26 protein-coding genes are annotated in these 20,926 nt (G+C 66.3%); 7 read left to right on the plus strand and 19 right to left on the minus strand.

Annotation, left to right across the window (positions count from 1 at the left end):
* The 3 genes from CEF10_RS00005 to aat all read left to right on the plus strand — a co-directional run.
* A partial coding sequence (locus CEF10_RS00005) for an acetyl-CoA carboxylase biotin carboxyl carrier protein (protein WP_332870118.1) occupies positions 1 to 326 on the plus strand: 326 nt, incomplete at its 5' end.
* A gap of 11 nt (positions 327 to 337) precedes the next feature.
* A complete protein-coding gene (gene accC, locus CEF10_RS00010) occupies positions 338 to 1,687 on the plus strand; it encodes an acetyl-CoA carboxylase biotin carboxylase subunit (RefSeq protein WP_101065327.1) in 1,350 nt (449 codons plus the stop codon).
* Between the two features lie 37 nt (positions 1,688 to 1,724).
* Positions 1,725 to 2,369 carry a leucyl/phenylalanyl-tRNA--protein transferase gene (aat, locus tag CEF10_RS00015; protein ID WP_101065328.1) on the plus strand — a complete coding sequence of 215 codons (645 nt, stop codon included), beginning with the start codon at positions 1,725 to 1,727 and terminating at the stop codon, positions 2,367 to 2,369.
* Here aat and CEF10_RS00020 read toward each other — a convergent pair.
* The 6 genes from CEF10_RS00020 to CEF10_RS00045 form a co-directional block, all read right to left on the minus strand.
* Positions 2,333 to 2,698 (minus strand): DUF2155 domain-containing protein, encoded by a 366-nt coding sequence (locus CEF10_RS00020; RefSeq protein WP_101065329.1) that lies wholly within the window; start codon positions 2,696 to 2,698, stop codon positions 2,333 to 2,335. The genes aat and CEF10_RS00020 overlap by 37 nt on opposite strands.
* A complete protein-coding gene (mlaD, locus tag CEF10_RS00025; RefSeq protein WP_101065330.1) occupies positions 2,695 to 3,156 on the minus strand; it encodes an outer membrane lipid asymmetry maintenance protein MlaD in 462 nt (153 codons plus the stop codon). The genes CEF10_RS00020 and mlaD overlap by 4 nt, the downstream gene beginning before the upstream one ends.
* A gap of 10 nt (positions 3,157 to 3,166) precedes the next feature.
* On the minus strand, positions 3,167 to 3,550 hold the full coding sequence (locus CEF10_RS00030; RefSeq protein ID WP_101065331.1) for an NADH:ubiquinone oxidoreductase subunit NDUFA12: 384 nt from the start codon (positions 3,548 to 3,550) through the stop codon (positions 3,167 to 3,169).
* Positions 3,551 to 3,628: 78 nt separating this feature from the next.
* A complete protein-coding gene (locus CEF10_RS00035; RefSeq protein ID WP_101065332.1) occupies positions 3,629 to 4,168 on the minus strand; it encodes a GNAT family N-acetyltransferase in 540 nt (179 codons plus the stop codon).
* A gap of 109 nt (positions 4,169 to 4,277) precedes the next feature.
* On the minus strand, positions 4,278 to 5,543 hold the full coding sequence (clpX, locus tag CEF10_RS00040) for an ATP-dependent Clp protease ATP-binding subunit ClpX (protein WP_101065333.1): 1,266 nt from the start codon (positions 5,541 to 5,543) through the stop codon (positions 4,278 to 4,280).
* Between the two features lie 144 nt (positions 5,544 to 5,687).
* Complete coding sequence (locus CEF10_RS00045; RefSeq protein WP_101065334.1) at positions 5,688 to 6,320, minus strand: ATP-dependent Clp protease proteolytic subunit; 633 nt, start codon at positions 6,318 to 6,320, stop codon at positions 5,688 to 5,690.
* A gap of 185 nt (positions 6,321 to 6,505) precedes the next feature.
* Between CEF10_RS00045 and CEF10_RS00050 the strand changes: the two genes are divergently transcribed.
* Positions 6,506 to 7,720: an FAD-binding domain-containing protein gene (locus CEF10_RS00050; protein ID WP_101065335.1), complete on the plus strand. Its 1,215-nt coding sequence runs from the start codon at positions 6,506 to 6,508 to the stop codon at positions 7,718 to 7,720.
* 37 nt (positions 7,721 to 7,757) lie between these two features.
* Here the strand turns inward: CEF10_RS00050 and CEF10_RS00055 are convergent, their stop codons facing one another.
* The 12 genes from CEF10_RS00055 to CEF10_RS00110 form a co-directional block, all read right to left on the minus strand.
* Positions 7,758 to 8,192 carry a DUF302 domain-containing protein gene (locus CEF10_RS00055; RefSeq protein ID WP_101065336.1) on the minus strand — a complete coding sequence of 145 codons (435 nt, stop codon included), beginning with the start codon at positions 8,190 to 8,192 and terminating at the stop codon, positions 7,758 to 7,760.
* A 68-nt stretch (positions 8,193 to 8,260) separates the two neighbouring features.
* Positions 8,261 to 9,523: an NAD(P)/FAD-dependent oxidoreductase gene (locus CEF10_RS00060; protein WP_101065337.1), complete on the minus strand. Its 1,263-nt coding sequence runs from the start codon at positions 9,521 to 9,523 to the stop codon at positions 8,261 to 8,263.
* A gap of 53 nt (positions 9,524 to 9,576) precedes the next feature.
* Positions 9,577 to 10,284: a c-type cytochrome gene (locus tag CEF10_RS00065; RefSeq protein ID WP_101065338.1), complete on the minus strand. Its 708-nt coding sequence runs from the start codon at positions 10,282 to 10,284 to the stop codon at positions 9,577 to 9,579.
* Positions 10,285 to 10,379: 95 nt separating this feature from the next.
* Positions 10,380 to 11,453 carry a c-type cytochrome gene (locus tag CEF10_RS00070; protein ID WP_101065339.1) on the minus strand — a complete coding sequence of 358 codons (1,074 nt, stop codon included), beginning with the start codon at positions 11,451 to 11,453 and terminating at the stop codon, positions 10,380 to 10,382.
* Entirely contained in the window at positions 11,437 to 12,705 is a 1,269-nt protein-coding gene (gene soxC / locus CEF10_RS00075) for a sulfite dehydrogenase (RefSeq protein WP_101065340.1), read from the minus strand. The genes CEF10_RS00070 and soxC overlap by 17 nt, the downstream gene beginning before the upstream one ends.
* Positions 12,706 to 12,788: 83 nt before the next feature.
* Complete coding sequence (gene soxB / locus CEF10_RS00080; RefSeq protein ID WP_101065341.1) at positions 12,789 to 14,486, minus strand: thiosulfohydrolase SoxB; 1,698 nt, start codon at positions 14,484 to 14,486, stop codon at positions 12,789 to 12,791.
* A 141-nt stretch (positions 14,487 to 14,627) separates the two neighbouring features.
* The gene (gene soxA, locus CEF10_RS00085; RefSeq protein ID WP_101065342.1) at positions 14,628 to 15,479 is read right to left on the minus strand and encodes a sulfur oxidation c-type cytochrome SoxA; all 852 of its coding nucleotides are present in this window, start codon (positions 15,477 to 15,479) and stop codon (positions 14,628 to 14,630) included.
* 85 nt (positions 15,480 to 15,564) lie between these two features.
* Positions 15,565 to 15,894 (minus strand): thiosulfate oxidation carrier complex protein SoxZ, encoded by a 330-nt coding sequence (gene soxZ, locus CEF10_RS00090; RefSeq protein ID WP_101065343.1) that lies wholly within the window; start codon positions 15,892 to 15,894, stop codon positions 15,565 to 15,567.
* A 22-nt stretch (positions 15,895 to 15,916) separates the two neighbouring features.
* Positions 15,917 to 16,342, minus strand: coding sequence for a thiosulfate oxidation carrier protein SoxY (gene soxY, locus CEF10_RS00095; RefSeq protein WP_101065344.1), 426 nt, complete (start codon positions 16,340 to 16,342; stop codon positions 15,917 to 15,919).
* A 28-nt stretch (positions 16,343 to 16,370) separates the two neighbouring features.
* Positions 16,371 to 16,850 (minus strand): sulfur oxidation c-type cytochrome SoxX, encoded by a 480-nt coding sequence (gene soxX / locus CEF10_RS00100; protein ID WP_101065345.1) that lies wholly within the window; start codon positions 16,848 to 16,850, stop codon positions 16,371 to 16,373.
* A gap of 123 nt (positions 16,851 to 16,973) precedes the next feature.
* Entirely contained in the window at positions 16,974 to 17,555 is a 582-nt protein-coding gene (locus tag CEF10_RS00105) for a thioredoxin family protein (RefSeq protein ID WP_101065346.1), read from the minus strand.
* Positions 17,556 to 17,580: 25 nt separating this feature from the next.
* The gene (locus tag CEF10_RS00110; RefSeq protein WP_101065347.1) at positions 17,581 to 18,318 is read right to left on the minus strand and encodes a cytochrome c biogenesis CcdA family protein; all 738 of its coding nucleotides are present in this window, start codon (positions 18,316 to 18,318) and stop codon (positions 17,581 to 17,583) included.
* A 70-nt stretch (positions 18,319 to 18,388) separates the two neighbouring features.
* Between CEF10_RS00110 and CEF10_RS00115 the strand changes: the two genes are divergently transcribed.
* From CEF10_RS00115 to CEF10_RS00125, 3 genes are read left to right on the plus strand one after another with little or no spacing between them, the layout of a single operon-like run.
* Complete coding sequence (locus tag CEF10_RS00115; protein WP_101065348.1) at positions 18,389 to 18,769, plus strand: thioredoxin domain-containing protein; 381 nt, start codon at positions 18,389 to 18,391, stop codon at positions 18,767 to 18,769.
* A 55-nt stretch (positions 18,770 to 18,824) separates the two neighbouring features.
* A complete protein-coding gene (locus CEF10_RS00120; RefSeq protein WP_101065349.1) occupies positions 18,825 to 19,178 on the plus strand; it encodes an ArsR/SmtB family transcription factor in 354 nt (117 codons plus the stop codon).
* 44 nt (positions 19,179 to 19,222) lie between these two features.
* A complete protein-coding gene (locus CEF10_RS00125) occupies positions 19,223 to 20,281 on the plus strand; it encodes a YeeE/YedE family protein (RefSeq protein ID WP_101065350.1) in 1,059 nt (352 codons plus the stop codon).
* Between the two features lie 42 nt (positions 20,282 to 20,323).
* Here the strand turns inward: CEF10_RS00125 and CEF10_RS00130 are convergent, their stop codons facing one another.
* Positions 20,324 to 20,896, minus strand: coding sequence for a carboxymuconolactone decarboxylase family protein (locus CEF10_RS00130; protein WP_101065351.1), 573 nt, complete (start codon positions 20,894 to 20,896; stop codon positions 20,324 to 20,326).
* Positions 20,897 to 20,926: the final 30 nt, after the last annotated feature.

Consider the following 20,926-nt stretch of genomic DNA (forward strand, 5'->3'; position numbering starts at 1 on the left):
CCGCCCCCGCGCAGGCGCCCGCCGCGCCCGCGGCCCCGGCGCCCGGGCCCGCCGCGGCAGCCGAAGAACCCGTCGATGACCCCGCCAGTCACCCGGGCGCCGTGACCTCGCCGATGGTGGGCACGGTTTACATGCAGGCCGAACCCGGCGCCGCGCCCTTCGTGAAGGTGGGCGACGCGGTGAACGAGGGCGACACGCTGCTTATCGTCGAGGCGATGAAAACCATGAACCACATCCCCGCGCCGCACGCCGGGACCGTCAAGCGCATCCTCGTCGACGACGGCGCGGCGGTCGAATTCGGCGCGCCCCTCATGATCGTGGCGTGAGGTCCGGCGCGATGTTCGACAAGATACTCGTGGCCAACCGTGGCGAGATCGCGCTCAGGGTCATCCGCGCGGCGCGCGAAATGGGCATCTGGTCGGTCGCGGTGCATTCCACCGCGGACGCGAACGCGATGCACGTGCGCATGGCCGATGAATCGGTCTGCATCGGCCCGCCGTCCAGCACCGACAGCTACCTTTCGATCCCCGCGATCATCGCCGCCTGCGAGGTCACCGGCGCACAGGCGATCCACCCCGGCTACGGTTTCCTGTCGGAGAACGCCAATTTCGTCCAGATCGTCGAGGACCACGACCTGACCTTCATCGGCCCCCGGGCCGAGCACATCCGTATCATGGGCGACAAGATCACCGCCAAGGAGACGATGAAGCGGCTCGGCGTGCCCTGCGTTCCCGGCTCCGAGGGCGGCGTCGGTTCGCTCGACGAGGCCAGGGCACTGGGCGACGACATCGGTTACCCGGTGATCGTGAAGGCCACCGCCGGCGGCGGCGGGCGCGGCATGAAGGTGGCCAACGGCCCCGCCGAGATGGAACAGGCCTACATGACGGCACGGTCCGAGGGAAAGGCCGCCTTCGGCAACGCCGAGGTCTACATCGAGAAATACCTTCAGAAGCCGCGCCACATCGAGATCCAGGTCTTCGGCGACGGCAAGGGCAACGCCGTGCACCTGGGCGAGCGCGACTGTTCGCTGCAGCGCCGTCACCAGAAGGTGTTCGAGGAGGCACCCGGCCCGGCAATCACCGAGGAGGAGCGCGCACGCATCGGCAAGATCTGCGCCGACGCGGTGGCCGAGATCGAGTATGCGGGCGCCGGCACGGTCGAGTTCCTCTACGAGAACGGCGAGTTCTTCTTCATCGAGATGAACACCCGCTTGCAGGTGGAGCACCCCGTGACCGAGGCGATCTTCGGCGTTGATCTGGTGCAGGAACAGATCCGCGTGGCCGAAGGACAGCCGATGTCGTTTGCGCAGGATGACCTGAAGATCAACGGCCATGCCATCGAGGTGCGCATCAACGCCGAGAAACTGCCCGAGTTCGCGCCACGGCCGGGCACGATCACCCAGTTCCACGCGCCCGGCGGGCTTGGCGTGCGGATGGATTCGGCGCTTTACGACGGCTACAGGATCCCGCCGCACTACGACTCGCTCATCGGCAAGCTGATCGTCCACGGCCACGACCGGCAGGGTGCGCTCACGCGCCTCAACCGTGCCCTGGGCGAACTGATCGTGGACGGGGTGGACACCACGGTGCCGCTGTTCCACGCCCTTCTGCAGGAAGAGGACATCCGCACGGGCGATTACAACATCCACTGGCTCGAGCACTGGCTGGAAACCAACATGCCGGGCTAGCGCCGCCGCGGCGGCGCCCGGCTGGATCGTCCACGCCATGACCGACCCCGACCTCACGCCCGAACTGTTGCTGCAGGCCTACCGTGCCGGCGTGTTCCCGATGTCCGAGCATCGCGACGACCCCCGCGTGTTCTGGGTCGACCCGCGCCGGCGGGGCATCCTGCCGCTCGCGGGGTTCCACATCTCGCGCTCACTGGCCAGGACCATGCGGCGCGGCGGATACAGCGTGTCGCTCGACCGCGATTTCACGGGCGTCGTGGACGGCTGCGCCGACCGCGAAGACACCTGGATCAACGCCGAGATCCGGCGCCTATACGTCGCCCTGCACGATCTCGGGCGCGCCCATTCGCTGGAAATCCGCCACGGCAGCGCCCTCTCGGGCGGCGTCTACGGTGTGGCCATCGGCGGCGCCTTCTTCGGCGAAAGCATGTTCTCGCGCCGTTCCAATGCGTCGAAGATCGCACTGGCCTTCCTCGTGGACCATCTGCGCCGCTGCGGCTTCACGCTGTTCGACACGCAGTTCATCACGCCGCATCTCGCCTCGCTGGGCGCGATCGAGATCAGCCGCGTGCGCTACCACGCGCTGTTGACACAGGCGCTGGGCCGGAAGGTCTCGATCCACGACGTGGCGCTGTGCGACGATCCCTACTCGGTGGTGCAGCGCAACACCCAGACGTCGTAGCGCGGGTGGTCGAGCGCATTGAGCGCTGGCGATGAGGCGATCATCCAGCCCGAGAACGCGGCCCCAGGGGACGATTCGGTCGTGATGTCGAGGAAGGCATAGGCGTCGCCCGCCGGGTCGTCCTGGGGGTAACGGCATTCGCGCACCGAAACCGAGATGCGGCCGAACTCGGCCGCGCCGCCGGCGGCGATCTCGAGATCCTCGAGCTTGCCCGTGACCTTGTCCAGCGCGCGGACCACCGCGCCGCTGCCCTGGGTGACCGGCTGCTCCTGCGCGGCCGCCCCGGCGGCGAACATCAGCACCCCGGCAAGCGGCGCCAACACTCTCATTGCGCGGAGTCCTCGTCTTCCTGGCCGGAGACGAATTTCATGAGCAACCCGACAAGGCTGACGGACCCTTGCGTGAACTCGATCTCGTCGCCGGGCGAGAAATAGAACGGCGACCCGCCGGGCATGATCTCGACGAAGTTGCCGCCCAGAAGCCCCTCCGACGAGACGGCCACGGCGCTGTCGTCGGGCACCTGGATGCCCTCGCGCACGGTGAACACGGTTTCGGCCCGGTAGGTTTCCGGATCGAGACCGATATCGGTCACCCGGCCAACCTTGACCCCGGCCAGACGAACGTCGGTGCCCACGGTCACCCCGTCGGCGGCGCGGAAGCTCGCCGTCAGTTCGTAGCCGCCGGGCCGCGCGGAGACGCCGGTTTTCTGGCCCGTGTAGACGACAAAGCCCAGCGCCACGGCCAGCACGAGCCCGCCAATCACAACTTCTGTGGTGTTTTCCGACATTCGAGGGCGCTTATTCCGGGGTCCAGGGTTCGTAGTCGCGACGCTCGACCGGTTCGGACCGCCGGATCGAACCCGCGGGGGCATAGGCCAGTGCGGTTCCGGTCAGGTTCTCGTGGTGCGGCTTCTCCCACGACTTGTGCGGCAGGGGCTTGTCGGTGGGTGACGCATCATAGGTGTAGTGCAGCCAGCCGTGCCAGTCGGGGCTGACGCGGCTCGCCTCGGCCTCGCCGTTGTAGATGACCCAACGCTTGGTGTCGTCACGGTTCCGGTAGAAGATGTTGCCTTGCTCGTCCTCGCCGACCTTGACGCCCTTGCGCCATGTGTAGAACTGGGTGTTGAGCGTCTGGCCGTTCCACCAGGTGACGGCGCGCAGAAGGGTGTTGAGAACGCCCATCGAAACCTCCGGCTGTGTTCCCCGCACATATGGCGCATATGCGCGCAAAGGTCCAGCCCGCGAGGGCCGCAGCGCGCGCTACCAGTAACGTGGATCGGCAAACGCGGCAACGCATCGCGACGGCCCGGCCAGCGGCTTCATCGCCTTGCCGTCCAACGCCTGCGCCTGCCAGCCGTGCGGGAACTTCAGCGGCTGGGGCGGCGGCACGTCGTCTTCGCCGACGGGATGAAAGCCGACCTTGGCATAATACGCCGGATCGCCATAGGTCACTGCCACATCCACGCCGCCGGCGCGCAGCGCCTCCAGCCCCTGCCGCAACAGCGCCTGCCCGATGCCCATGCCCTGCCGGTCGGGCCTGACGGCGACGGGCCCCAGCAGGAACACCGTGCGCTCGTCCGCGGCAAAATCCAGACGTGTGAACAGGAGGCTCGCCACGAGGCTGCCCTTTTCCCAGGCGGAGACGACGAAAAGGTCGTCCGGCGACGTGGTCTCGAGCAGTGCTTTTGCCAGTTGCCCGATCAGGGCGCCTTCCTCGGCGCCCTCCGAGGCCGCGAAGGTTTCCTCGAACAACCCGACGATCGCGCCGGCATCGGCTTGGTCGTCCGTGGAAACGCGCATTCTTGGTCCCGTTGGTGGGAAAGGCGCCGTTTCACAGCCACCGCGTGCGGATCACCACAATGGGCGTCGTTCGCAGGGCCACGACGGACGGCGGCACGGGCCGTTGCGGTCAGCCCGCGCTGGTGCCTTCCTTCTTTTGCTCGGCATAGATCATCAGCGGCGCGGCCTCCGAGGTCACCGCCTCCTCGTTGACGACCACTTCCTCGACATCCTCCATGCCCGGAAGATCGAACATGGTGTCCAGAAGGATGTCCTCGAGGATCGAGCGCAGGCCGCGCGCGCCGGTCTTGCGGGCGATCGCCTTGCGCGCGATGGCCTTGAGCGCGTCGTCGGTGAAGGTCAGCTGCGCCTCTTCCAGCTCGAACAGGCGCTGGTACTGTTTGACCAGGGCGTTCTTCGGTTCGGTCAGGATGCTGACCAGCGCGTCCTCGTCGAGGTCTTCCAGCGTGGCGACCACCGGCAGGCGGCCGACGAATTCGGGGATCAGCCCGAACTTCAGAAGATCCTCGGGTTGCAGGTCGGACAGGACCTCGCCCACGCCGCGTTCCTCGGTGTCGCGAACGTCGGCGCCGAAGCCCATGGCGCTGCCCTTGCCGCGCTGCGCGATGATCTTCTCGAGCCCCGCGAAGGCGCCGCCGACGATGAACAGGATGTTCGTGGTGTCCACCTGCAGGAATTCCTGCTGTGGATGCTTGCGCCCGCCCTGTGGCGGGACCGCGGCAACCGTGCCCTCCATGAGCTTGAGCAGCGCCTGCTGCACGCCCTCGCCCGAGACATCGCGGGTGATCGAGGGGTTCTCGGCCTTGCGGGTGATCTTGTCGACCTCGTCGATGTAGACGATGCCGCGCTGTGCGCGCTCGACGTTGTATTCGCTGGCCTGGAGCAGCTTGAGGATGATGTTCTCCACGTCCTCGCCGACGTAGCCCGCTTCGGTCAGCGTGGTGGCATCGGCCATTGTGAACGGCACATCCAGGATGCGCGCCAGCGTCTGCGCCAGCAACGTCTTGCCGCAGCCCGTGGGGCCGATCAGCAGGATGTTGGATTTCTGCAGCTCGATATCACTGGACTTGGCCGAGTGATTGAGCCGCTTGTAGTGGTTGTGGACGGCCACCGACAACACGCGCTTGGCCATCGCCTGGCCGATCACGTAATCATCGAGCACGCTGCAGATTTCCTGCGGTGACGGCACGCCCTCGCTGGACTTCAGGCCGGAGCTTTTGGTCTCTTCCCGGATGATGTCCATGCACAGTTCGACACACTCGTCACAGATGAACACCGTCGGTCCGGCGATCAGCTTGCGCACTTCGTGCTGGCTCTTGCCGCAGAAGCTGCAGTAGAGCGTGTTCTTGCTGTCGCTGCCAGAGTTGTTCGACATAACGTACCTTTCGGGCCTCGCCTTGTCATTGCCGGGCCGTGCTCGGGGCGGCCTCGCAATCGCTGTTTCGCACCAGCTTAGGACAGCATCGGGGCGGCTACAATGTCAAATTCCGGCCGGACGAGCAGCTGGCCGGGTCGCGCCTCAGCTGTCGTGGCTTTCGGTTTTCGAGCGGTTCTCGACGATCTCGTCGATCAGGCCCCAGTCCTTGGCCTCCTCGGGCGACATGAAGTTGTCGCGCTCCAGCGCGTCCTCGACCTTCTTGAGGGTCTGGCCGGTGTGCTTGACATAGATCTGGTTGAGCCGCTTCTTGAGCTTCAGCGTTTCTTCGGCGTGGATCATGATGTCGGTCGCCTGCCCCTGGTACCCGCCGGACGGCTGGTGAACCATGATCCGGCTGTTGGGCAGCGAGAACCGCATGCCCGGTTCGCCCGCCGCAAGCAGCATCGAGCCCATCGAGGCCGCCTGCCCGATCACCAGCGTCGAAACGCCCGGCTTGATGTACTGCATGGTGTCGTAGATCGACAGCCCGCTGCTGACCACGCCGCCGGGGCTGTTGATGTACATGCTGATTTCCTTCGACGGGTTCTCCGCCTCGAGGTGCAGCAGCTGCGCCACGATCAGCGACGACATCCCGTCATGCACGGGGCCGCTGACGAAGATGATGCGTTCCTTCAGCAGGCGCGAGAAGATGTCGTAGGCGCGCTCTCCGCGGCTGGTCTGTTCGACCACCATGGGCACCAGAGTGTTCATGTATGTCTCGAAGGGATCGTTCATGTGCGCCTGCCTGCTGATGATGTTGTGAGCCTACGGCCCGCGAGCCTAACGGAGTCTTAGTGTCGCGCCCAAGGGGCTGCAAGGGGGGGGCCGCGCGGATGTTTCCGCCCGCTTTCGCGCGGTCTTGATCGGACCGGCGGGCGGGCTAACTGCCCCGCGCGGCAACGTCAACGAGGATCGCGAAAATGAACGCAACGCGCGCCGCCGCGCTGGCACGGTTGGCCGAGTTCACCCCGCGCGCCGGCCGCGACTACGCCCGGTTGCGCAACCATGATCTCGGACGTGGCCACAACCCGCATGTCTCGGGGTTGTCGCCCTACCTGCGCCACCGGCTGATTGCCGAGACCGAGGTGCTGGAGGCCGTGCTGGGGCGGCATTCCGCCGAAGCGGCCGGGAAATTCGTGCAGGAAGTGTTCTGGCGGACCTACTGGAAAGGGTGGCTGGAACTGCGGCCCGCGGTCTGGGCGGACTACCGCGCGGGTGTGTCGCGGGCGCTGGACCGCCTGCAGGCCGAGGACGGGCTGCGCGCGCGCTGGTCCGACGCCTGCGCGGGAGAGACCAGGATCGACGGCTTCGACGACTGGGCGCGCGAACTGGTCGAGACCGGTTACCTGCACAACCACGCCCGGATGTGGTTCGCCTCGATCTGGATCTTCACCCTGCAGTTGCCGTGGCAACTGGGGGCCGATTTCTTCCTGCGCCACCTGCTGGACGGCGATCCGGCATCCAACACGCTGGGGTGGCGATGGGTCGCCGGGCTGCAGACGCGCGGCAAGACCTACCTCGCGCGGCCGGACAACATTCACAAATACAGCGGCGGACGCTTCCGGCCCACCGGGCTGGCGACCGGGGCCGCGCCCATCGACGGCCCGCCGCATCCCGCGCGATCGGCACCCCCGCAGGCGCCGGCGTGGTCCCCCGCGGTCCCGTCCGGCCTGCTGTTGCACGAGGACGACCTGAGCCCGGGCCACCTGTTCCAGACCGGCCTCGCCCCGGTTTCGCAGATCCGGCTTCAGGCGACAGCACGGCGCTCGCCGCTCGCGGTGGCGGCGCCGGTGGGGGATTTCGCCGCGGACGCGCTGGACGATGCGGCGTCGCGCTGGCGCGGCCGGTCCGGCGGCGACGGCGGGCGGCACGACGGGACTGCGCCGGTCGTGGACTGGGCCCGGGCCAACGGGCTGGAACAGGTCGTCACGTCCTACGCGCCCACCGGGCCGACGGCCGAATGCCTGGACGCCCTCGAGACCGCCCTGGAAAGCGCGGGAATCCGCCTCGTTCAGGTGCCGCAACAGTATGACCTGCGGGCCTGGCCGCACGCCACGCACGGCTTCTTCCGGTTCAAGGAACGCATCCCCGAACTCATCGCGGCAATGGGCCTCAAACCGGCGGGCCGGGTTTGAAAACGCCTTGCCGGATCATGGACTCACGCGCCGAGGTTCACTCGCCGAGCGCCTCCTGGACGATCCCGTCGAGCAGCGCCTCGACCTTTTCCATCTCGCCGTCCGGGTAGTCGCGGTAACCAACCTCGACCTCCCCGTCGCGTTCCGTCACGAAGATTCCGTAAGGGCAATGCGCGACGTTCATCGGGTCAGCCTCCATGACCTCGCGCGAGACGACGGCCGAGCAGAAGATGAAGATGTCGGCGTTGTCATAGATCTTCTCGCCGCCCACGTCCTCGCGGGTTCGGTTGAGCATGTCGCCGACATGGCTGACGTAGTCGATCACGAGTCCCTTGCCGATGATCGCGTTCTCCAGCGCGAAGGTCGCGTCACCGAAGCTGCCCTCGAAGGCATAGGTCGTGGGGCCGTCTTCTGCCACGGCCGGCGCGGCGGCGAACACCGTCAGCGCCGCGGTTGCCAGGAATTTACGCATGAGCTTTCTCCTTTGGCTTTCGCCCGGAGCCGCGCGCGGCGGCTCCGGGTTTCCGGGGTCCTCGCGGGTCAGCCGAACATATCCTCGGTGATTCCGGCATACCAGCCAAGGCTTTCCTCGTAGGTCCGCTTGCGCAGCGCGGCATCCTCGCCGGTCTGGCTGATGAAGCCGTCGACCTTCGAGATCTTCTCGTCCGTGGCCTCGTAGGACGCGCCGACCTTCACGCCGTCGTTGGTATCGATCAGCGACCAGCAGGTGTTGGTGAACTTCGGCGGGAACACCTTCGCACCGGTCAGCGATCCGCGCAGCGCCATCGCCGCCACCTTCGCCTGGCTGTTGGCGGAAAAGCCCGATTTCGGCATGTCGCCCTGATCGGTCGAATCGCCGAGAACGTGGATGTTCTCGTCCACCCGGCTCTGCATCGTGTGAGGCACGACGGGGGCCCAGTTGCCCTCGGTGATTCCGGCCAGTTCGCAGATGCGCCCGGCCTTCTGCGCGGGGATCACGTTGCAGACGTCGACATTCTCGACGGTGCCGTCGATGTCGAGCGTCATCTCGTCGGCATTGACCGACACGTTGCCGCCGCCGAAATCCGGCCCCAGCCATTCGATCATGCCCGAGTAGTGCTTGCGCCAGCCTTCCTGGAACAGCGCCTGCTTCGAGAACTTGGGCTTTGGGTCCGCGATCAGGATCTTGGCGGTCGGATTGATCTCCTTGAGCAGGTGCGCGACCATACTCACCCGTTCGTACGGCCCCGGCGGGCAGCGGTAGGGGTTCGGCGGCGCGACCATCGCGTAAAGCCCGCCTTCCGGCATCGCCTCGACCTGCGCCTTGAGAAGCTCGGTCTGGCTGCCGGCCTTGTAGGCATGCGGCATCTTGTGCTGCTGCGTGACGTCCCAGCCGGGAACCGACCCTTCGACGAAATCGATGCCGGGGCTCAGGATCAGCCGGTCGTAGGGCAGCACGGCACCGCCGGCCAGCGTGACGGTTTTCGCATCGCGATCGATCCCGGTGGCCCAGTCGTGCACCACGTTGATGCCGTAGTCGCTGGCAAGCGTGCCGTAGCTGTGGCCGATGCTCGACAGCTTGCGGAACCCGCCGATGTAGAGGTTCGAGAAAAAGCAGGTGTAGTACTTCCGCGTGGGTTCGACCAGCGTGACGTCGATCGCGCCGTCGCTGTCCTTCGCGATGTAACGCGCCGCCGTGGCGCCCCCCGCGCCACCGCCGATGACCACGACCCTGGGCTTGCCCTGTCCCATGACCTGCGGCGCGGCCAGGGTGGCCGCGGCCGCGGCCCCGGTGCCGATAAAGGCTCGTCTGTTGAGTTTCATTGCGTCCTCCTCCCTTTTGTGGCGGGCTTTCCCGCCGGAATTGCATTCGCGCGTTATTCGACTTCCTTGAAATAGGCGGCCAGCGCCGCGATCTCCTCGTCCGTCAACCGGCGGGCCATCATCTGCATGACCGGGTGCGGGCGGACCTTTTGCTTGTAGGCGTGCATGGCGACGACGAAATCCTCTTCGGGCCAGCCCACGATCGACGGGATGCCCTCGTCGCGGCCGTCGCGCTGGTGGCAGGTCGTGCATTCGCTCGACAGGTATTCACCGTATGCCGGGTCCCCGACGATCTCAAGGGTCGCGGGCGACAGCTCGACCTCGGGCGCGCGCGCCGTCGGGTCGGCCTCGGGGATGTTCTGCGGATCGTCCGAGAATTGCCGGAGGTAGGCCAGGACATCCGCGCGTTCCTGCGGGTCGTCCAGCCCGCTGAAACTCATCCGCGTGCCGGTCACCAGTGCCTTGGGGTTCTCCAGGTAGGCATCCAGCGTGTCGAGGTGCCAGACAAGCCCGTCCGCACCCGCGCGCTGCAAATCCTCGGAATACCGGTAATCGCCGGCCACCGACGCCGCCTTGCGCCCGAATATGCCGTTGAGATGCGGACCGATGCCGTTCTCGGCGCCGCGGCCCACCTCGTGGCAGCCCGAGCAAAGCTGGAAAACCTCTGCGCCGTTCTCGGGATCCCCGAAATCCTGCGCCTGGGCCTGCGCCGCGACGGCCGCGGCACACAGGGCGACCAGCGCCCGCTGTATGGTCAGCATCACTCCTCCTCCCAAAAGAGCTGCCTATTTCGTGCCGCGGTTCCACGCCGCGGCACGATCGAACGGGGCCGGTCACCCGGCCCCGCGCCCCCCGCCTATTGCGAGAAGGATTTCAGGTATTCGGTCACCGCGGCGATGTCCTCCTCCTTGCGAAGGCCGCCGAAGGCCATCTTGGTGCCCTTGATGTAACCCATCGGGTCCTCGAGAAGCTTGGCAAGGGTCTCCTCGTTCCAGGTCGTGCCGGATTCCCCCATCTCCACGATCGTGTTGGAATAGCGGAAGTCCTCGGCACCGCCCAGCTTGCGGCCCATCACGTCATTGAGGTGCGGCCCGACGCGATGCTTGGCGCCATCGCCGACCATGTGGCAGGCTTGGCACTGGCGAAAGACCTTTTCGCCCTGTTCCACAAGCGCCATGTCCAATGGCTCGGATTCGGGTTCAGCGGCTGCGGCCCCTTCCCCGGCCGCGGCTTCCTGCGCCTGTTCGGCCGATGCCTGGTCCTCGCCCTCGGACTCCTCTTCGGGCGTCACGTCGAGCACCGCCGCACGCATGGTGATCTCCACCTCGTCCTTGCAGTCGCTCATGCAAGGTTCTTGCGTGAAGGTGGGAAACTCCGTCTCCTCGCGGTCGTCGACGATGAAGCCGTCGGCATTGGGCATCTCGACGTCCAGGAAATTGTCCTTGGTCAGCGTGAAATCGTACTCCACCAGATAGTTGGAGTAGAGGATGTAGGCGACGATCGCATAGACCTCGTCGTCGCTGAGCGTTTGCGCGTTGCCATATGGCATCGAGCGATGGACGTAATCCCACGCCGTGGACAGGTAGGGCCAGTAGGATCCCACGGTCTTGACCGGGTCCTTGTCGGCCAGCGTGTCCTCGCCGCCGGCCAGCGGCGGCCAGTTGCCCACGCCCTCGGCAAAGTCGCCGTGACAGACGGCGCATTTTTCCGAGAACAGCATCTCGCCTTCCTCGACCGACCCGGCGCCTTCCGGCAGGCCGGTGCCATCGGGCATGACCTCGTGATTCCAGGCGGCGATCTCCTCGGGCAGCGCCTCGCGGCCCAGGCCGTAGGGTCCGTCGGAAGCTGCCGGCTCGGCATGGGCCACAGTGCCCAGAAGGCCGGCCAGCCCGAACGCGGCACCGCCGCAGAGGTTAAGAGACTTCGACATTTTCTGCCTCCCCGTCCGAATTGACCCACCACGTCTGGATACCGTTGTTGTGATAGATCGAGTTCTCGCCGCGGATCTCGCGCAGCGCGTCCTTGGTGGGCTGCACGTAGCCGGTGCTGTCGTGCGCCCGGCTTTGCAGGAGCATCTCGCTGCCGTCCCACTCGATATCGAGGTAGAACCGCGCCAGCGCCTTGTCCTGGCCCGGTGCGGCCAGCCGCGCGGTCTGCCAGTTCTTTCCGCCGTCGATCGACACGTCCACCTGGGTGATCGCGCCGCGCCCCGACCAGGCCAGCCCGGTGATGACCAGCGGCCCGGGGCCGTGCTTGATCGGCGATTGCGGGCTGGGCGAGGTCACGACGGATTTCGCGTCCATTTCCCATGTCCACTTGCGCGACGTGCCGTCGGCCAGCGTGTCGGTATACTTGCTTGTTTCCTCGCGGCTTTCCACGGGGCCGTCCGTCACCTCGACGCGGCGAAGCCACTTGACCCACATGTTGCCTTCCCAGCCGGGCACCACCAGGCGCACGGGATAGCCGTGCTCCTTGCGCAGCGCCTCGCCGTTGGCCTTGAAGGCGACCAGAACGTCGTCCAGCGCCTTGTCCATCGGGATCGACCGGCCGTTCGACGAGGCGTCGGCGCCCTCGACGAAGACCCACTTGCCCTCGGTCTGCACGCCGGCCTCTTCGAGCAGGGTGCGCAACGGCACGCCGGTGTATTCCATGTTGTGGATCATGCCGTGGGTGAACTGCGCGCCGTTGAGCTGCGCACCGGCCCATTCCATGCCCGTGTTCGCCGCGCATTCACAGAAATAGACGTGCTGTTCACGCGGGAAGCGTTCCAGGTCGTCATAGGTGAAGACCAGCGGCTGATCGACCAGCCCGTTGATCATCAGGCGGTAATCCTGCTTGCGCAACTCGATCGCGCCGGAGTGATGGCGTTCGAACGCGCAGCCCTGCGGGGTGATCGTCCCGTCGAGCGCGTGGATCGGCGTGAAGTTGATCGAACTGATCGTGTCGGCCGTCAACCACTCGACGTTGCGACGCACCACGTCGTCCTCGAACCGGATCGGCATGCCGTAGGGCGTGGCATCCACGCCTTCGCCCAGATACTGTGCCCACGGCTGGGTTTCGGTGATCAGCGGATCGCCCGACGCGCGCGCCGCGCCGGCGCCCGCCACGGTCCCCCCGGCGGCCAGGGCGCCCTTGAGGAACGCGCGCCGCGAGGCCTTGGTGCCCTTGTCACTGGCTGTCATCTCTGTCCTTGCCTCCTCTCAGATCATCAAATTCACAATAATGAATTCGATGCGAAAAGTCATGCTGCATAGCGTCGCGGGCATCACGTGCCAGCGACGGTCACGGTGTCGTTCGGTTCAAGGCTGATGGTGCCCTTCTTGCGGATGTGCGCCTCGACCACGTCCCAGATCGGCGGCCCCTCGGTGCCCTCGTTGACGCTGGCCCAGCCGGCCACGACGTAATTGCGCGACGGGTCGATCGGCTCCCCGGTGCGCAGCAGGGTCATGTCGCTGATGCGTTCCCCCTGCGGCTTGGAAACGTCGATCCGGTAGCCCATGCCGCCGATGCGGACCATGTCCCCGCCCTGCTGGTAGTAGGGGTTGGGATTGAACAGGTTGTCGGCCACGTCCTCGAGCACGACCTTGATGAATTCGCCTGTCATCTCGGTGCGGTAGGCCTCCGGGTAGGTCATCGAGGTGACGTTCCAGATGTCCTCGCGCGTGATGGTCTGCCCGGGGATGAGCGACGGGCCCCAGCGCACGCCCGGCGACATGGCGATGTCCGCGTCCCGCTCCTCGAGCAGCGCATTGCAGATCAGGTCGTCCCACGACCCGTTGAAGTTGCCCCGGCGGTAAAGCAGGCTGTCGGTCTGGCCGATCTCCTCCTCCAGTTCCGCCTTGAAGGGCGCGCGCTGTTCGTCGATCACCTTGGTCATCGCCGGATCCGGTTCGATCACGTCCGAGAACACCGGGATCAGCTTGTGCCGGAAACCCATCATCCGGCCGTCGCGCACGTCGAGGTCGACGCGGCTGACGAACTTGCCGTTGCTGCCGCTGGCGATCAGGACGGTGTCGCCGATCAGGACCGGCTCGGGCAGCGCGTCGTGCGTGTGCCCGGTCAGGATCACGTCGATGCCCTTGACCTGCCCGGCCATCTTCTTGTCCACGTCGAAGCCGTTGTGGCTCAGGCAGACCACCAGTTCCGCGCCCTGGCTGCGCACCTCGTCCACCATCTCCTGCATGCGCTCGTCGCGGATGCCGAAGGAATAGTCGGGGAACATCCAGCCCGGGTTGGCGATCGGCATGTAGGGGAAGGCCTGCCCGATCACGGCGATCTTGGTGCCGCCACGCTCGAAGAACTTGTAGGGGGCGAATTCCGCCGCGGGCTCGTCCCACATCTTGTCGAAGATGTTCTGGCCCAGCGCGGCGAACGGCAGACCGTCCACCAGTTCGCGCACGCGCTCCTGGCCCAGCGTGAATTCCCAGTGGAAGGTCATCGCGTCCGGCTGCAGCGCGTTCATCACGTTGACCATGTCCTGGCCCTCGGTATGGTAGCAGGTGTAGCTGCCGTGCCAGGTGTCGCCGCCGTCCAGCAGCAGCGCGTCGGGCCGGTCGGCCCGGATCCTGTTGACGACGGTCGCCACGCGATCCATGCCGCCGACCTTGCCGTACTCGCGCGCCAGCGCGGTGAAATCGTCATAGGTCAGCGCGTAATGCAACGGCGAGCCGTCCTCGATGCCGTAACGGCGCCGGAAGTCAGCGCCGGTGATATGGGGCACGTCCCCCTTGTTGGGGCCGACACCGATGTTGATCTCGGGCTCGCGGAAGTAGATCGGCTTCAATTGCGCATGGATGTCGGTGACGTGGATCAGCGACACGTTGCCGAAGGTGTCGAAATCCAGGAGCTGGTCCTGCGTCAGGCTCTGCTGCGCGGCAAGGCGTGCCCAGTTGCCGAACCCGCTGGCGCCCACGAGCGCCGATGCGGCCATGCTGACCTGAAGAAAGTCGCGGCGAGAGATCATGTGATACTCCGAGTGGTTTCTGTAGCCCAGGCCCGCCCGCGGGCGGGCTTTCGGCATCCGGCCCCGAGGGCCCGACAGTCAAGTTGGTGTGCTGGCGGCAGCATGGCGGAGGCGACCGGGCCGCCTCCGCCGGTCATGCGATCAGTTGCGGACCGAGGGGCCCTCGACCGACAGGCCGTTGCCCCGGCTGGCCACGTAAAGCTCCAGCGCGACGAAGGCGTCGCTGCCGGGCTTGTAGGTCTCGGCACGGGTGTCGCGGACGCAGCCCTTGAAACGCGCATGCACGGTGTTGAGCTTGGCGTTCTTAAGGCGGTAGGTCGGAAACCCGTTGATCTGCCCCTGGCTGAGGTGGTCGGCGCGGATCATGTTGCCGTAGTTGTCCTCGTGGCAGTTGGCGCAGCTCAATTCCAGCTGCCCGGTGCGGGTGTAGTAGAGTTCCTTGCCCTGCTCCCACATTTCGCGCGCCGGGCCGTCGATCTTGACGTCCACGGGCATGCCGCGCGATTGCACGGCGATCAGCGCCTCCATGTTGGCCATCTCGGTGCTGGTGTAGCCGTAGGGCTCGGCGCCCATGTTCTCGGTGCGGCAGTCGTTGATCTGCATCGCGACCGTCTGGACCTCCCCGGCCTCAGCGTCCCACTTGGGATAGGTCGCGCGAACGCCCTTCATGCTCTCGGCCACATCCTCGTGGCACGACGCGCAGGACTTGCCCTCGGAGCCGGCTTCCCGGTTCCACTGGGCACGGCCCTCGTCAACGAAGATCATGCCGGAGTTGTCGAAGTCGTCCATCTGCAGCGCCTGCGTCTCGTCCGACCGGAAGTGCCAGCCCGACATGATCGTGTCGACCGCCGTGTCGGACATGTGGTCGGGCGCCGCCGTCTTGGTGGTCATCTCGATCTCGCCGTTGACCACCAGCGTATCGTCGTCCGGGTCAGCGCTGGCCAGGCCCGGCGCCGCGACGAGCAGCGCAGCGATTGCAGCCTTTGCTTGCATTCTCATTTAGTTTTACCTCCCTTGGGCCGCCGGCCCGCCCCGTCAGGGCGCGGGCGCGGCCAGCCCCTCCTGTCGCGTGTTTGCCTCAGCCGACCTTCACGGCCTTCGACGTCTCGTAGACGGAGCCGTCGTCGTCGTGCCAGGTGAACTTGAATTCACCGGCCTCCGGGACGGTCGCCTCGAACTCGAAGTACGGGTTCGTCGAGATCGCCGGCTCCATCTTCACGTCGATCACGTTCTCGCCGTTGAAGTCACAGGTGAAGCGATGGATGATCGAGCGCGGGATGACGTTGCCGTCGCTGTCCTTGCGCTGACCCGATTCCATCTTGTGGCTGATCAACGTCTTGATGGTGACGACCTCGCCGGCCTCGGCCGAGCGGGGCACCTTCACGCGGGGGCGAACATTCTCTGCCATGTCTTGTCTCTCCTTAGCTCGATCAGCCGCCGCAGCCGCCGATTGTGACTTTCACGGTCTTGGTGGTCTTGGCGAAGCTGCCGTCGGCCATCTTGGCCACTGCGACCACGTCCTGCGTGCCGGCCAGGCGGATCCGCGTCTTGGCGCGGTGCGCGCCGGCCAGCGGGCCGAAGTTGAAGGTGGCCACGGGCGGCGTCGGGTTGCCGTCGGCCAGCACCATGATCGCGCTCGCGCCCTCGGCACTGACCTCGATCGGAACGGTGTTGCCGTTCTCGGCGATCTCGGGTGCGTCGAGGTTGACGCCGCCCTCGGCGACGTCGGCGCCGCCGGTGAACTCGTCGATCAGGGCCTTCGTGGCGTCCGCCTCGGCCAGGGCGGGCATCGGAAGGATCGCCGCCGCGGTGGCCGCGCCGCCGATCGCCAGGGTTTCGCGTCTCGTGAATTCCATTGTCATCTCCTTGCGTCCAACTTCCGGGTCACCCGTCCGACAGCGTCATCAGGAAAGCGACCACGTCCTCGATCTGCTGCGCGGTAAGCAGCGGCGGCAGGGGCTCCTCGGCCGCCGTGCCGGTGAAGGCGTCGCCGGGACGAACGAAGCCTTCGGTCTTGTAGTAGGCAGGCATCATCGATCCCGGGAACGTCTTCTTCGCGTTCGCGACGATCCCGCGGAGCTGTGCCTCGCTCCAGCGGTCCCCGGCACCGTCAAGCATCGGCCCGATCTCGCCATGGAACGGCGCATCCTTGAGCGCGCCGACCTCGTGGCAGGAAATGCAGTTGCCGATGGACTTGGTCTTCATGACCATTGCACCGTTCTCGGGATCACCCGGCTTGCCGGTCAGCGATTCCGAGACGGCACCGTATTCGCCGAACTGCACCTCGCCGGGCGCGACGGACTCGGCCTGTGCCGCCCCCGCGGTGACGACAGCCGCCGCCAGGATTGCCGTTGAAAACTTCATGTCTCCTCCCATGGCTACCATGTTGTTTGCTTGGTTAGCTTTGCATACGATAGTTTACGGCAGGTCCGCAACGCAACAACGAATTCACGATTGTGAATTATTTCTGTGCGCCGGGGGCTGCATTTACTCTTCTTGCGCGGCCTGGCGCTCGCGGATGCGCCGGGCATGGTAACGCTGGAAATCCTCATCGTTATCAAGCGCGTAGCGTTTTTCATTGACCCAGGTCAGCATGTCCAGCGTGGTCTGCCAGCCGAAGGCGCCGGGCATCTCGGCAACCGCCGCCTGTTTGGCGGACTCGCCCTCTTGAACCTCCTCGGGCAGAAACAGGACGGTGGGCGTGAAGAGAATCCCCCACTTGCGCGCCAGGGCCTTTTCCCCAAGCACCTCGCCGTCGAAATCGGTCACCTCGCGGTTGCCGTGCAGGTTCAGCTGCACGACGAAGAAGTTGTTGCGGATGTAGTCCGCGATCTCGGGGCGCGGGTAGACCTCCTCGTGCATCTTCTTGCAGTAGATGCAGCCGCGCTGCTCGAACATCAGGGCCATGCGCTTGTCCTCGGCATTGGCCTCGGCCAGATCCTCGCGCAGGTCGAGGAACGTCTGGCGCATCCAGTCGGTCTTGTGCAGGCCGTCGTCGCCGACTTCCGCCGCCGCGGCCGGCACGGCCATCGCCACCAGAGCGGCGAGTGTCACGAGAATTCGTTTCATGTCTTCCTCCCTTGTTTTCCCGACGTCATCCCATCTGCCCGAACGCGGGGAACCAGCGGATCATCGCGTCCGCGATCAGGTTGACGGCATTGGTCGCGATCAGCACGGCAAAGACGATCAGCATCGCGCCCATCGCCTTTTCCGCGTGCCCGACGTATTTCCGGTTGCGCTGCATCCATGCCAGGAACGGCTTGGCGAACAGCGCGGCCACGATGAAGGGCGCCGTCATCGCCAGGCCGTAGACCAGCAGCAGGCTGCCCCCCCGCCCCAGGTCGCCCATGCCGCTGGCGACCATCAGGATCGAGGCCAGCGCGGGCCCGACGCAGGGCGTCCAGCCGAAACCGAACGCCAGCCCCATCAGGTAGGCGCCGAGCACCGTCGTGGGCTCCGCCGTGCTTTCGATCTTGGCCTCGCGGTACAGCAAGGGGATGCGCAGGAGACCGAGGAAATGCAGACCGAAGACCGCCAGCAACGCGGCGGCAACGTAGCTGAGCGGTTGTTTCCACTGCGCGAAGGCCTGCCCCAGCGCCGTGGCCCCCATGCCCAGCAACACGAAGATGGTGGTCACGCCCAGCGCGAACATCACCGCGGAGACGACAAGACGCTTCTGCGCACCCGCCGCGATGGCGCCGTCGTCGCGCAACTCGGTCATCGAGATGCCGGCCATGTAACACAGGTAGAATGGCACCATGGGCAGGATACAGGGCGTGAAAAAGGACAGCAGCCCCGCCATTGCCGCGCCGGCGAAGGAAATCTCGAGCATCCCGTCTTCCTTGTGTAATTCACATATTCAGATTACGTTGTATCTCTACTGCACGTCAATCGGGTGCCCCATGACCCTGCGTTTCCTCCTTCCGGCCCTTCTGGGGATCGCCTTGATGATCGGCAGCCACGGCCGGGCGGCCGAGTTGATCATGGTCGAGCGGAAGGGATGCCATTACTGCATCGCGTGGAAGGAAGACCTCGGCCCGATCTACCCCAAGACGGACGAGGGGGCGTTCGCGCCGCTGCGAATCGTCGACATGGGCGATGCGCCTCCGCCGGACGTCACGTTCGACCGCGATGTTGTCTTCACCCCCACCTTCGTGCTCGTCCGGGACGGCGCGGAACTGGGCCGGATCGAAGGGTATCCGGGCGAGGATTTCTTCTGGGGGCTGCTCGCCATGCTGCTCGAGGAGAACACCGATTTTGCGCCGGACGGAAAAAGCAACTAGAAATGAGGCGTTGTGCGCCCTGTGCGCACCCGTCATGGCCAATCGGTGTGAAGCGATGGGATTGCCCGTTTTCGATGGAAGCATCAGCGAAGAAGAGATGGACCGCATGGTCGAGAACGCGACCACGGCCTCCAACTTCCTCAAGGCCATCAGCCACGAGGGGCGGCTCATGATCCTGTGCCACCTTGTTTCGGGCGAGAAATCCGTTACCGAACTGGAGGATCTCCTGTCGGCCCGGCAGGCGGCCGTGTCGCAACAGCTGTCGCGGCTCCGGCTCGAGGGGCTCGTGGTGCCGCGGCGCGAGGGCAAGGCGATATATTACCGTTTGGCCGATGATCGTCCGAAACGTATACTCGAGGTCGTCTACGAGTTGTTCTGCGCCGACGAGGATGAGGACGGCGCCGCCTGACCGGCGCGCGTGGCGCGAACGCCTCGACCGGGGGAGGAGGAGCGATGTACGACTGGATTTCCGATCACGCGCTGGTCGCGCTCGTCGGGGCGGTCACGGGCGTCCTGCTGGGGCTGGCGGCGCGGATGGGCCGGTTCTGCACCATGGGCGCGATCGAGGACCTGCTCTACGGCAACTCGGGCACGCGCATGCGCATGTGGGTGCTGGCCATCGGGGTGGCCACGCTGGGCACCTTCGCGCTGGCCGCGAACGGCATGATGCGCCCCGAGGCCTCGTTCTACCTGTCGATCCGCTGGATGCCGCTGGCCTCGGTCCTGGGCGGGCTGATGTTCGGCTACGGCATGGCGCTGGCGGGCAACTGCGGCTACGGCGCCATCGCGCGGCTGGGCGGCGGGGACATCCGCGCCTTCGTGATCGTGGTGGTCATGGGGGTTTCGGCCTACGCCGTGCTGCTGGGGCCCCTGGCCTACCTGCGCAACTGGGTCTTCCCGCAGGCCGATGTCGTGAACGAGACGCCGCCCGGGCTGGCGCATCTTGCCGGCAGTGCCACGGGCCTGCCGCCGACGGCCGTCGGCATCGCCATCGGCCTGCTCATCGTGCTCGGGGCGCTGGCGTCGCGGACCTTCCTGTCCGATGCGAAATCCGTGTTCTGGGGCATCGTCGTCGGCCTTGCCATCACGGGGGGCTGGGCCGGCAGCTACTGGGTCGCCACCCAGGGTTTCGCCGCGATGCCCGTGGTCTCGCACAGCTTCTCGGCGCCGGTGGGCGAATCGCTTCTCTACATGATGACGGGATCGGCCCGCGCGCCCTCGTTCGCCGTGGGCTCGGTCGCCGGCGTGGTCCTCGGCGCCTTCGCGGGGTCGCTGTTCAAGGGCCATTTCCGCTGGGAAGCCTGCGAGGACCCGCGCGAACTGCGCCGCCAGATCGGCGGCGCCGCCCTGATGGGCGCGGGCGCGGTGATTGCCATGGGCTGCACGGTGGGCCAGGGGCTGTCGGCCTTCTCGGTGCTCAGCTTCTCGGCGCCGGTCACCTTCCTGTCGATCTTCGCCGGCGCGGCACTGGGCCTGCGCCAGCTGATCGAGGGATTCCAGCCCGCGGAATGAGCCCGCCCGGCCCCGCCGGCAACGCGGGGCCGGCGCTGCCGGTCACTCGGCGGCGACGCGGTGCTCGGCGAAGGCATCGTCGAGCTCGGTATGGGCCAGGTGGTTGGTGTAGTTCGACAGCGTCTTGACCGCCATGGCCAGCACGACCTCCAGCATGTGCGCCTCGGAATAGCCGGCGGCCTTGAACGCCTCGGCCTCCGCGCGGGTCGGCAGACCGCGCGTTTCCCACACGTGATGCGTGAACCGTGCCAGCGCGTCGAGCTTTTCGTCATCCATCGGGCGCCCGTCGCGCAGCGCCGCGGTGTTTTCCGGCGACAGCTTCGAGACGTTCACCGCCAGCATGGAATGCGCCGCGGTGCAGTAGTCGCAGCCGTTGGCCATCGAGATCGTCAGGAACACGACCTCCTGCTCGGGCGGGGTGAAGCGGCCCGAATTGCGGAAGTGGTCATACCCGTGAAGATAGGTCGACAGGACGCCGGGATTGATCGCCATCGCGCGGTACATGTTGGGCACGAAGCCGAGCTTGGCGCGGGCGCCGTCGAGCATCTCCTTGGCTTGGCCTTCGGCGGCGTCATCGCTGACGGGCGGGGTTTCGAGACGATACTCTGCGGTCATGGGGCCTCCTCTTGGCGTGTTTCGCCGGCA

Origin of the sequence: Roseovarius salinarum, assembly GCF_002834145.1 — a bacterium.
Lineage (GTDB): Bacteria > Pseudomonadota > Alphaproteobacteria > Rhodobacterales > Rhodobacteraceae > Roseovarius > Roseovarius salinarum.

Coding starts and splice junctions, on each gene's coding strand:
- CEF10_RS00035 (WP_101065332.1), bottom strand. CDS start 4,168: ATGCGCGTTTCCACGGACGACCAAGCCGATGCCGGCGCGATCGTCGGG.
- CEF10_RS00070 (WP_101065339.1), bottom strand. CDS start 11,453: ATGTCGAAGTCTCTTAACCTCTGCGGCGGTGCCGCGTTCGGGCTGGCC.
- soxX (WP_101065345.1), bottom strand. CDS start 16,850: ATGAAGTTTTCAACGGCAATCCTGGCGGCGGCTGTCGTCACCGCGGGG.
- CEF10_RS00060 (WP_101065337.1), bottom strand. CDS start 9,523: ATGAAACTCAACAGACGAGCCTTTATCGGCACCGGGGCCGCGGCCGCG.
- clpX (WP_101065333.1), bottom strand. CDS start 5,543: ATGTCGAACAACTCTGGCAGCGACAGCAAGAACACGCTCTACTGCAGC.
- CEF10_RS00125 (WP_101065350.1), top strand. CDS start 19,223: ATGTACGACTGGATTTCCGATCACGCGCTGGTCGCGCTCGTCGGGGCG.
- aat (WP_101065328.1), top strand. CDS start 1,725: ATGACCGACCCCGACCTCACGCCCGAACTGTTGCTGCAGGCCTACCGT.
- CEF10_RS00055 (WP_101065336.1), bottom strand. CDS start 8,192: ATGCGTAAATTCCTGGCAACCGCGGCGCTGACGGTGTTCGCCGCCGCG.
- accC (WP_101065327.1), top strand. CDS start 338: ATGTTCGACAAGATACTCGTGGCCAACCGTGGCGAGATCGCGCTCAGG.
- soxA (WP_101065342.1), bottom strand. CDS start 15,479: ATGCAAGCAAAGGCTGCAATCGCTGCGCTGCTCGTCGCGGCGCCGGGC.
- soxB (WP_101065341.1), bottom strand. CDS start 14,486: ATGATCTCTCGCCGCGACTTTCTTCAGGTCAGCATGGCCGCATCGGCG.
- CEF10_RS00120 (WP_101065349.1), top strand. CDS start 18,825: ATGGGATTGCCCGTTTTCGATGGAAGCATCAGCGAAGAAGAGATGGAC.
- CEF10_RS00030 (WP_101065331.1), bottom strand. CDS start 3,550: ATGGGCGTTCTCAACACCCTTCTGCGCGCCGTCACCTGGTGGAACGGC.
- soxZ (WP_101065343.1), bottom strand. CDS start 15,894: ATGGCAGAGAATGTTCGCCCCCGCGTGAAGGTGCCCCGCTCGGCCGAG.
- CEF10_RS00065 (WP_101065338.1), bottom strand. CDS start 10,284: ATGCTGACCATACAGCGGGCGCTGGTCGCCCTGTGTGCCGCGGCCGTC.
- CEF10_RS00115 (WP_101065348.1), top strand. CDS start 18,389: ATGACCCTGCGTTTCCTCCTTCCGGCCCTTCTGGGGATCGCCTTGATG.
- soxC (WP_101065340.1), bottom strand. CDS start 12,705: ATGACAGCCAGTGACAAGGGCACCAAGGCCTCGCGGCGCGCGTTCCTC.
- mlaD (WP_101065330.1), bottom strand. CDS start 3,156: ATGTCGGAAAACACCACAGAAGTTGTGATTGGCGGGCTCGTGCTGGCC.
- CEF10_RS00050 (WP_101065335.1), top strand. CDS start 6,506: ATGAACGCAACGCGCGCCGCCGCGCTGGCACGGTTGGCCGAGTTCACC.
- CEF10_RS00130 (WP_101065351.1), bottom strand. CDS start 20,896: ATGACCGCAGAGTATCGTCTCGAAACCCCGCCCGTCAGCGATGACGCC.
- CEF10_RS00020 (WP_101065329.1), bottom strand. CDS start 2,698: ATGAGAGTGTTGGCGCCGCTTGCCGGGGTGCTGATGTTCGCCGCCGGG.
- soxY (WP_101065344.1), bottom strand. CDS start 16,342: ATGGAATTCACGAGACGCGAAACCCTGGCGATCGGCGGCGCGGCCACC.
- CEF10_RS00105 (WP_101065346.1), bottom strand. CDS start 17,555: ATGAAACGAATTCTCGTGACACTCGCCGCTCTGGTGGCGATGGCCGTG.
- CEF10_RS00045 (WP_101065334.1), bottom strand. CDS start 6,320: ATGAACGATCCCTTCGAGACATACATGAACACTCTGGTGCCCATGGTG.
- CEF10_RS00110 (WP_101065347.1), bottom strand. CDS start 18,318: ATGCTCGAGATTTCCTTCGCCGGCGCGGCAATGGCGGGGCTGCTGTCC.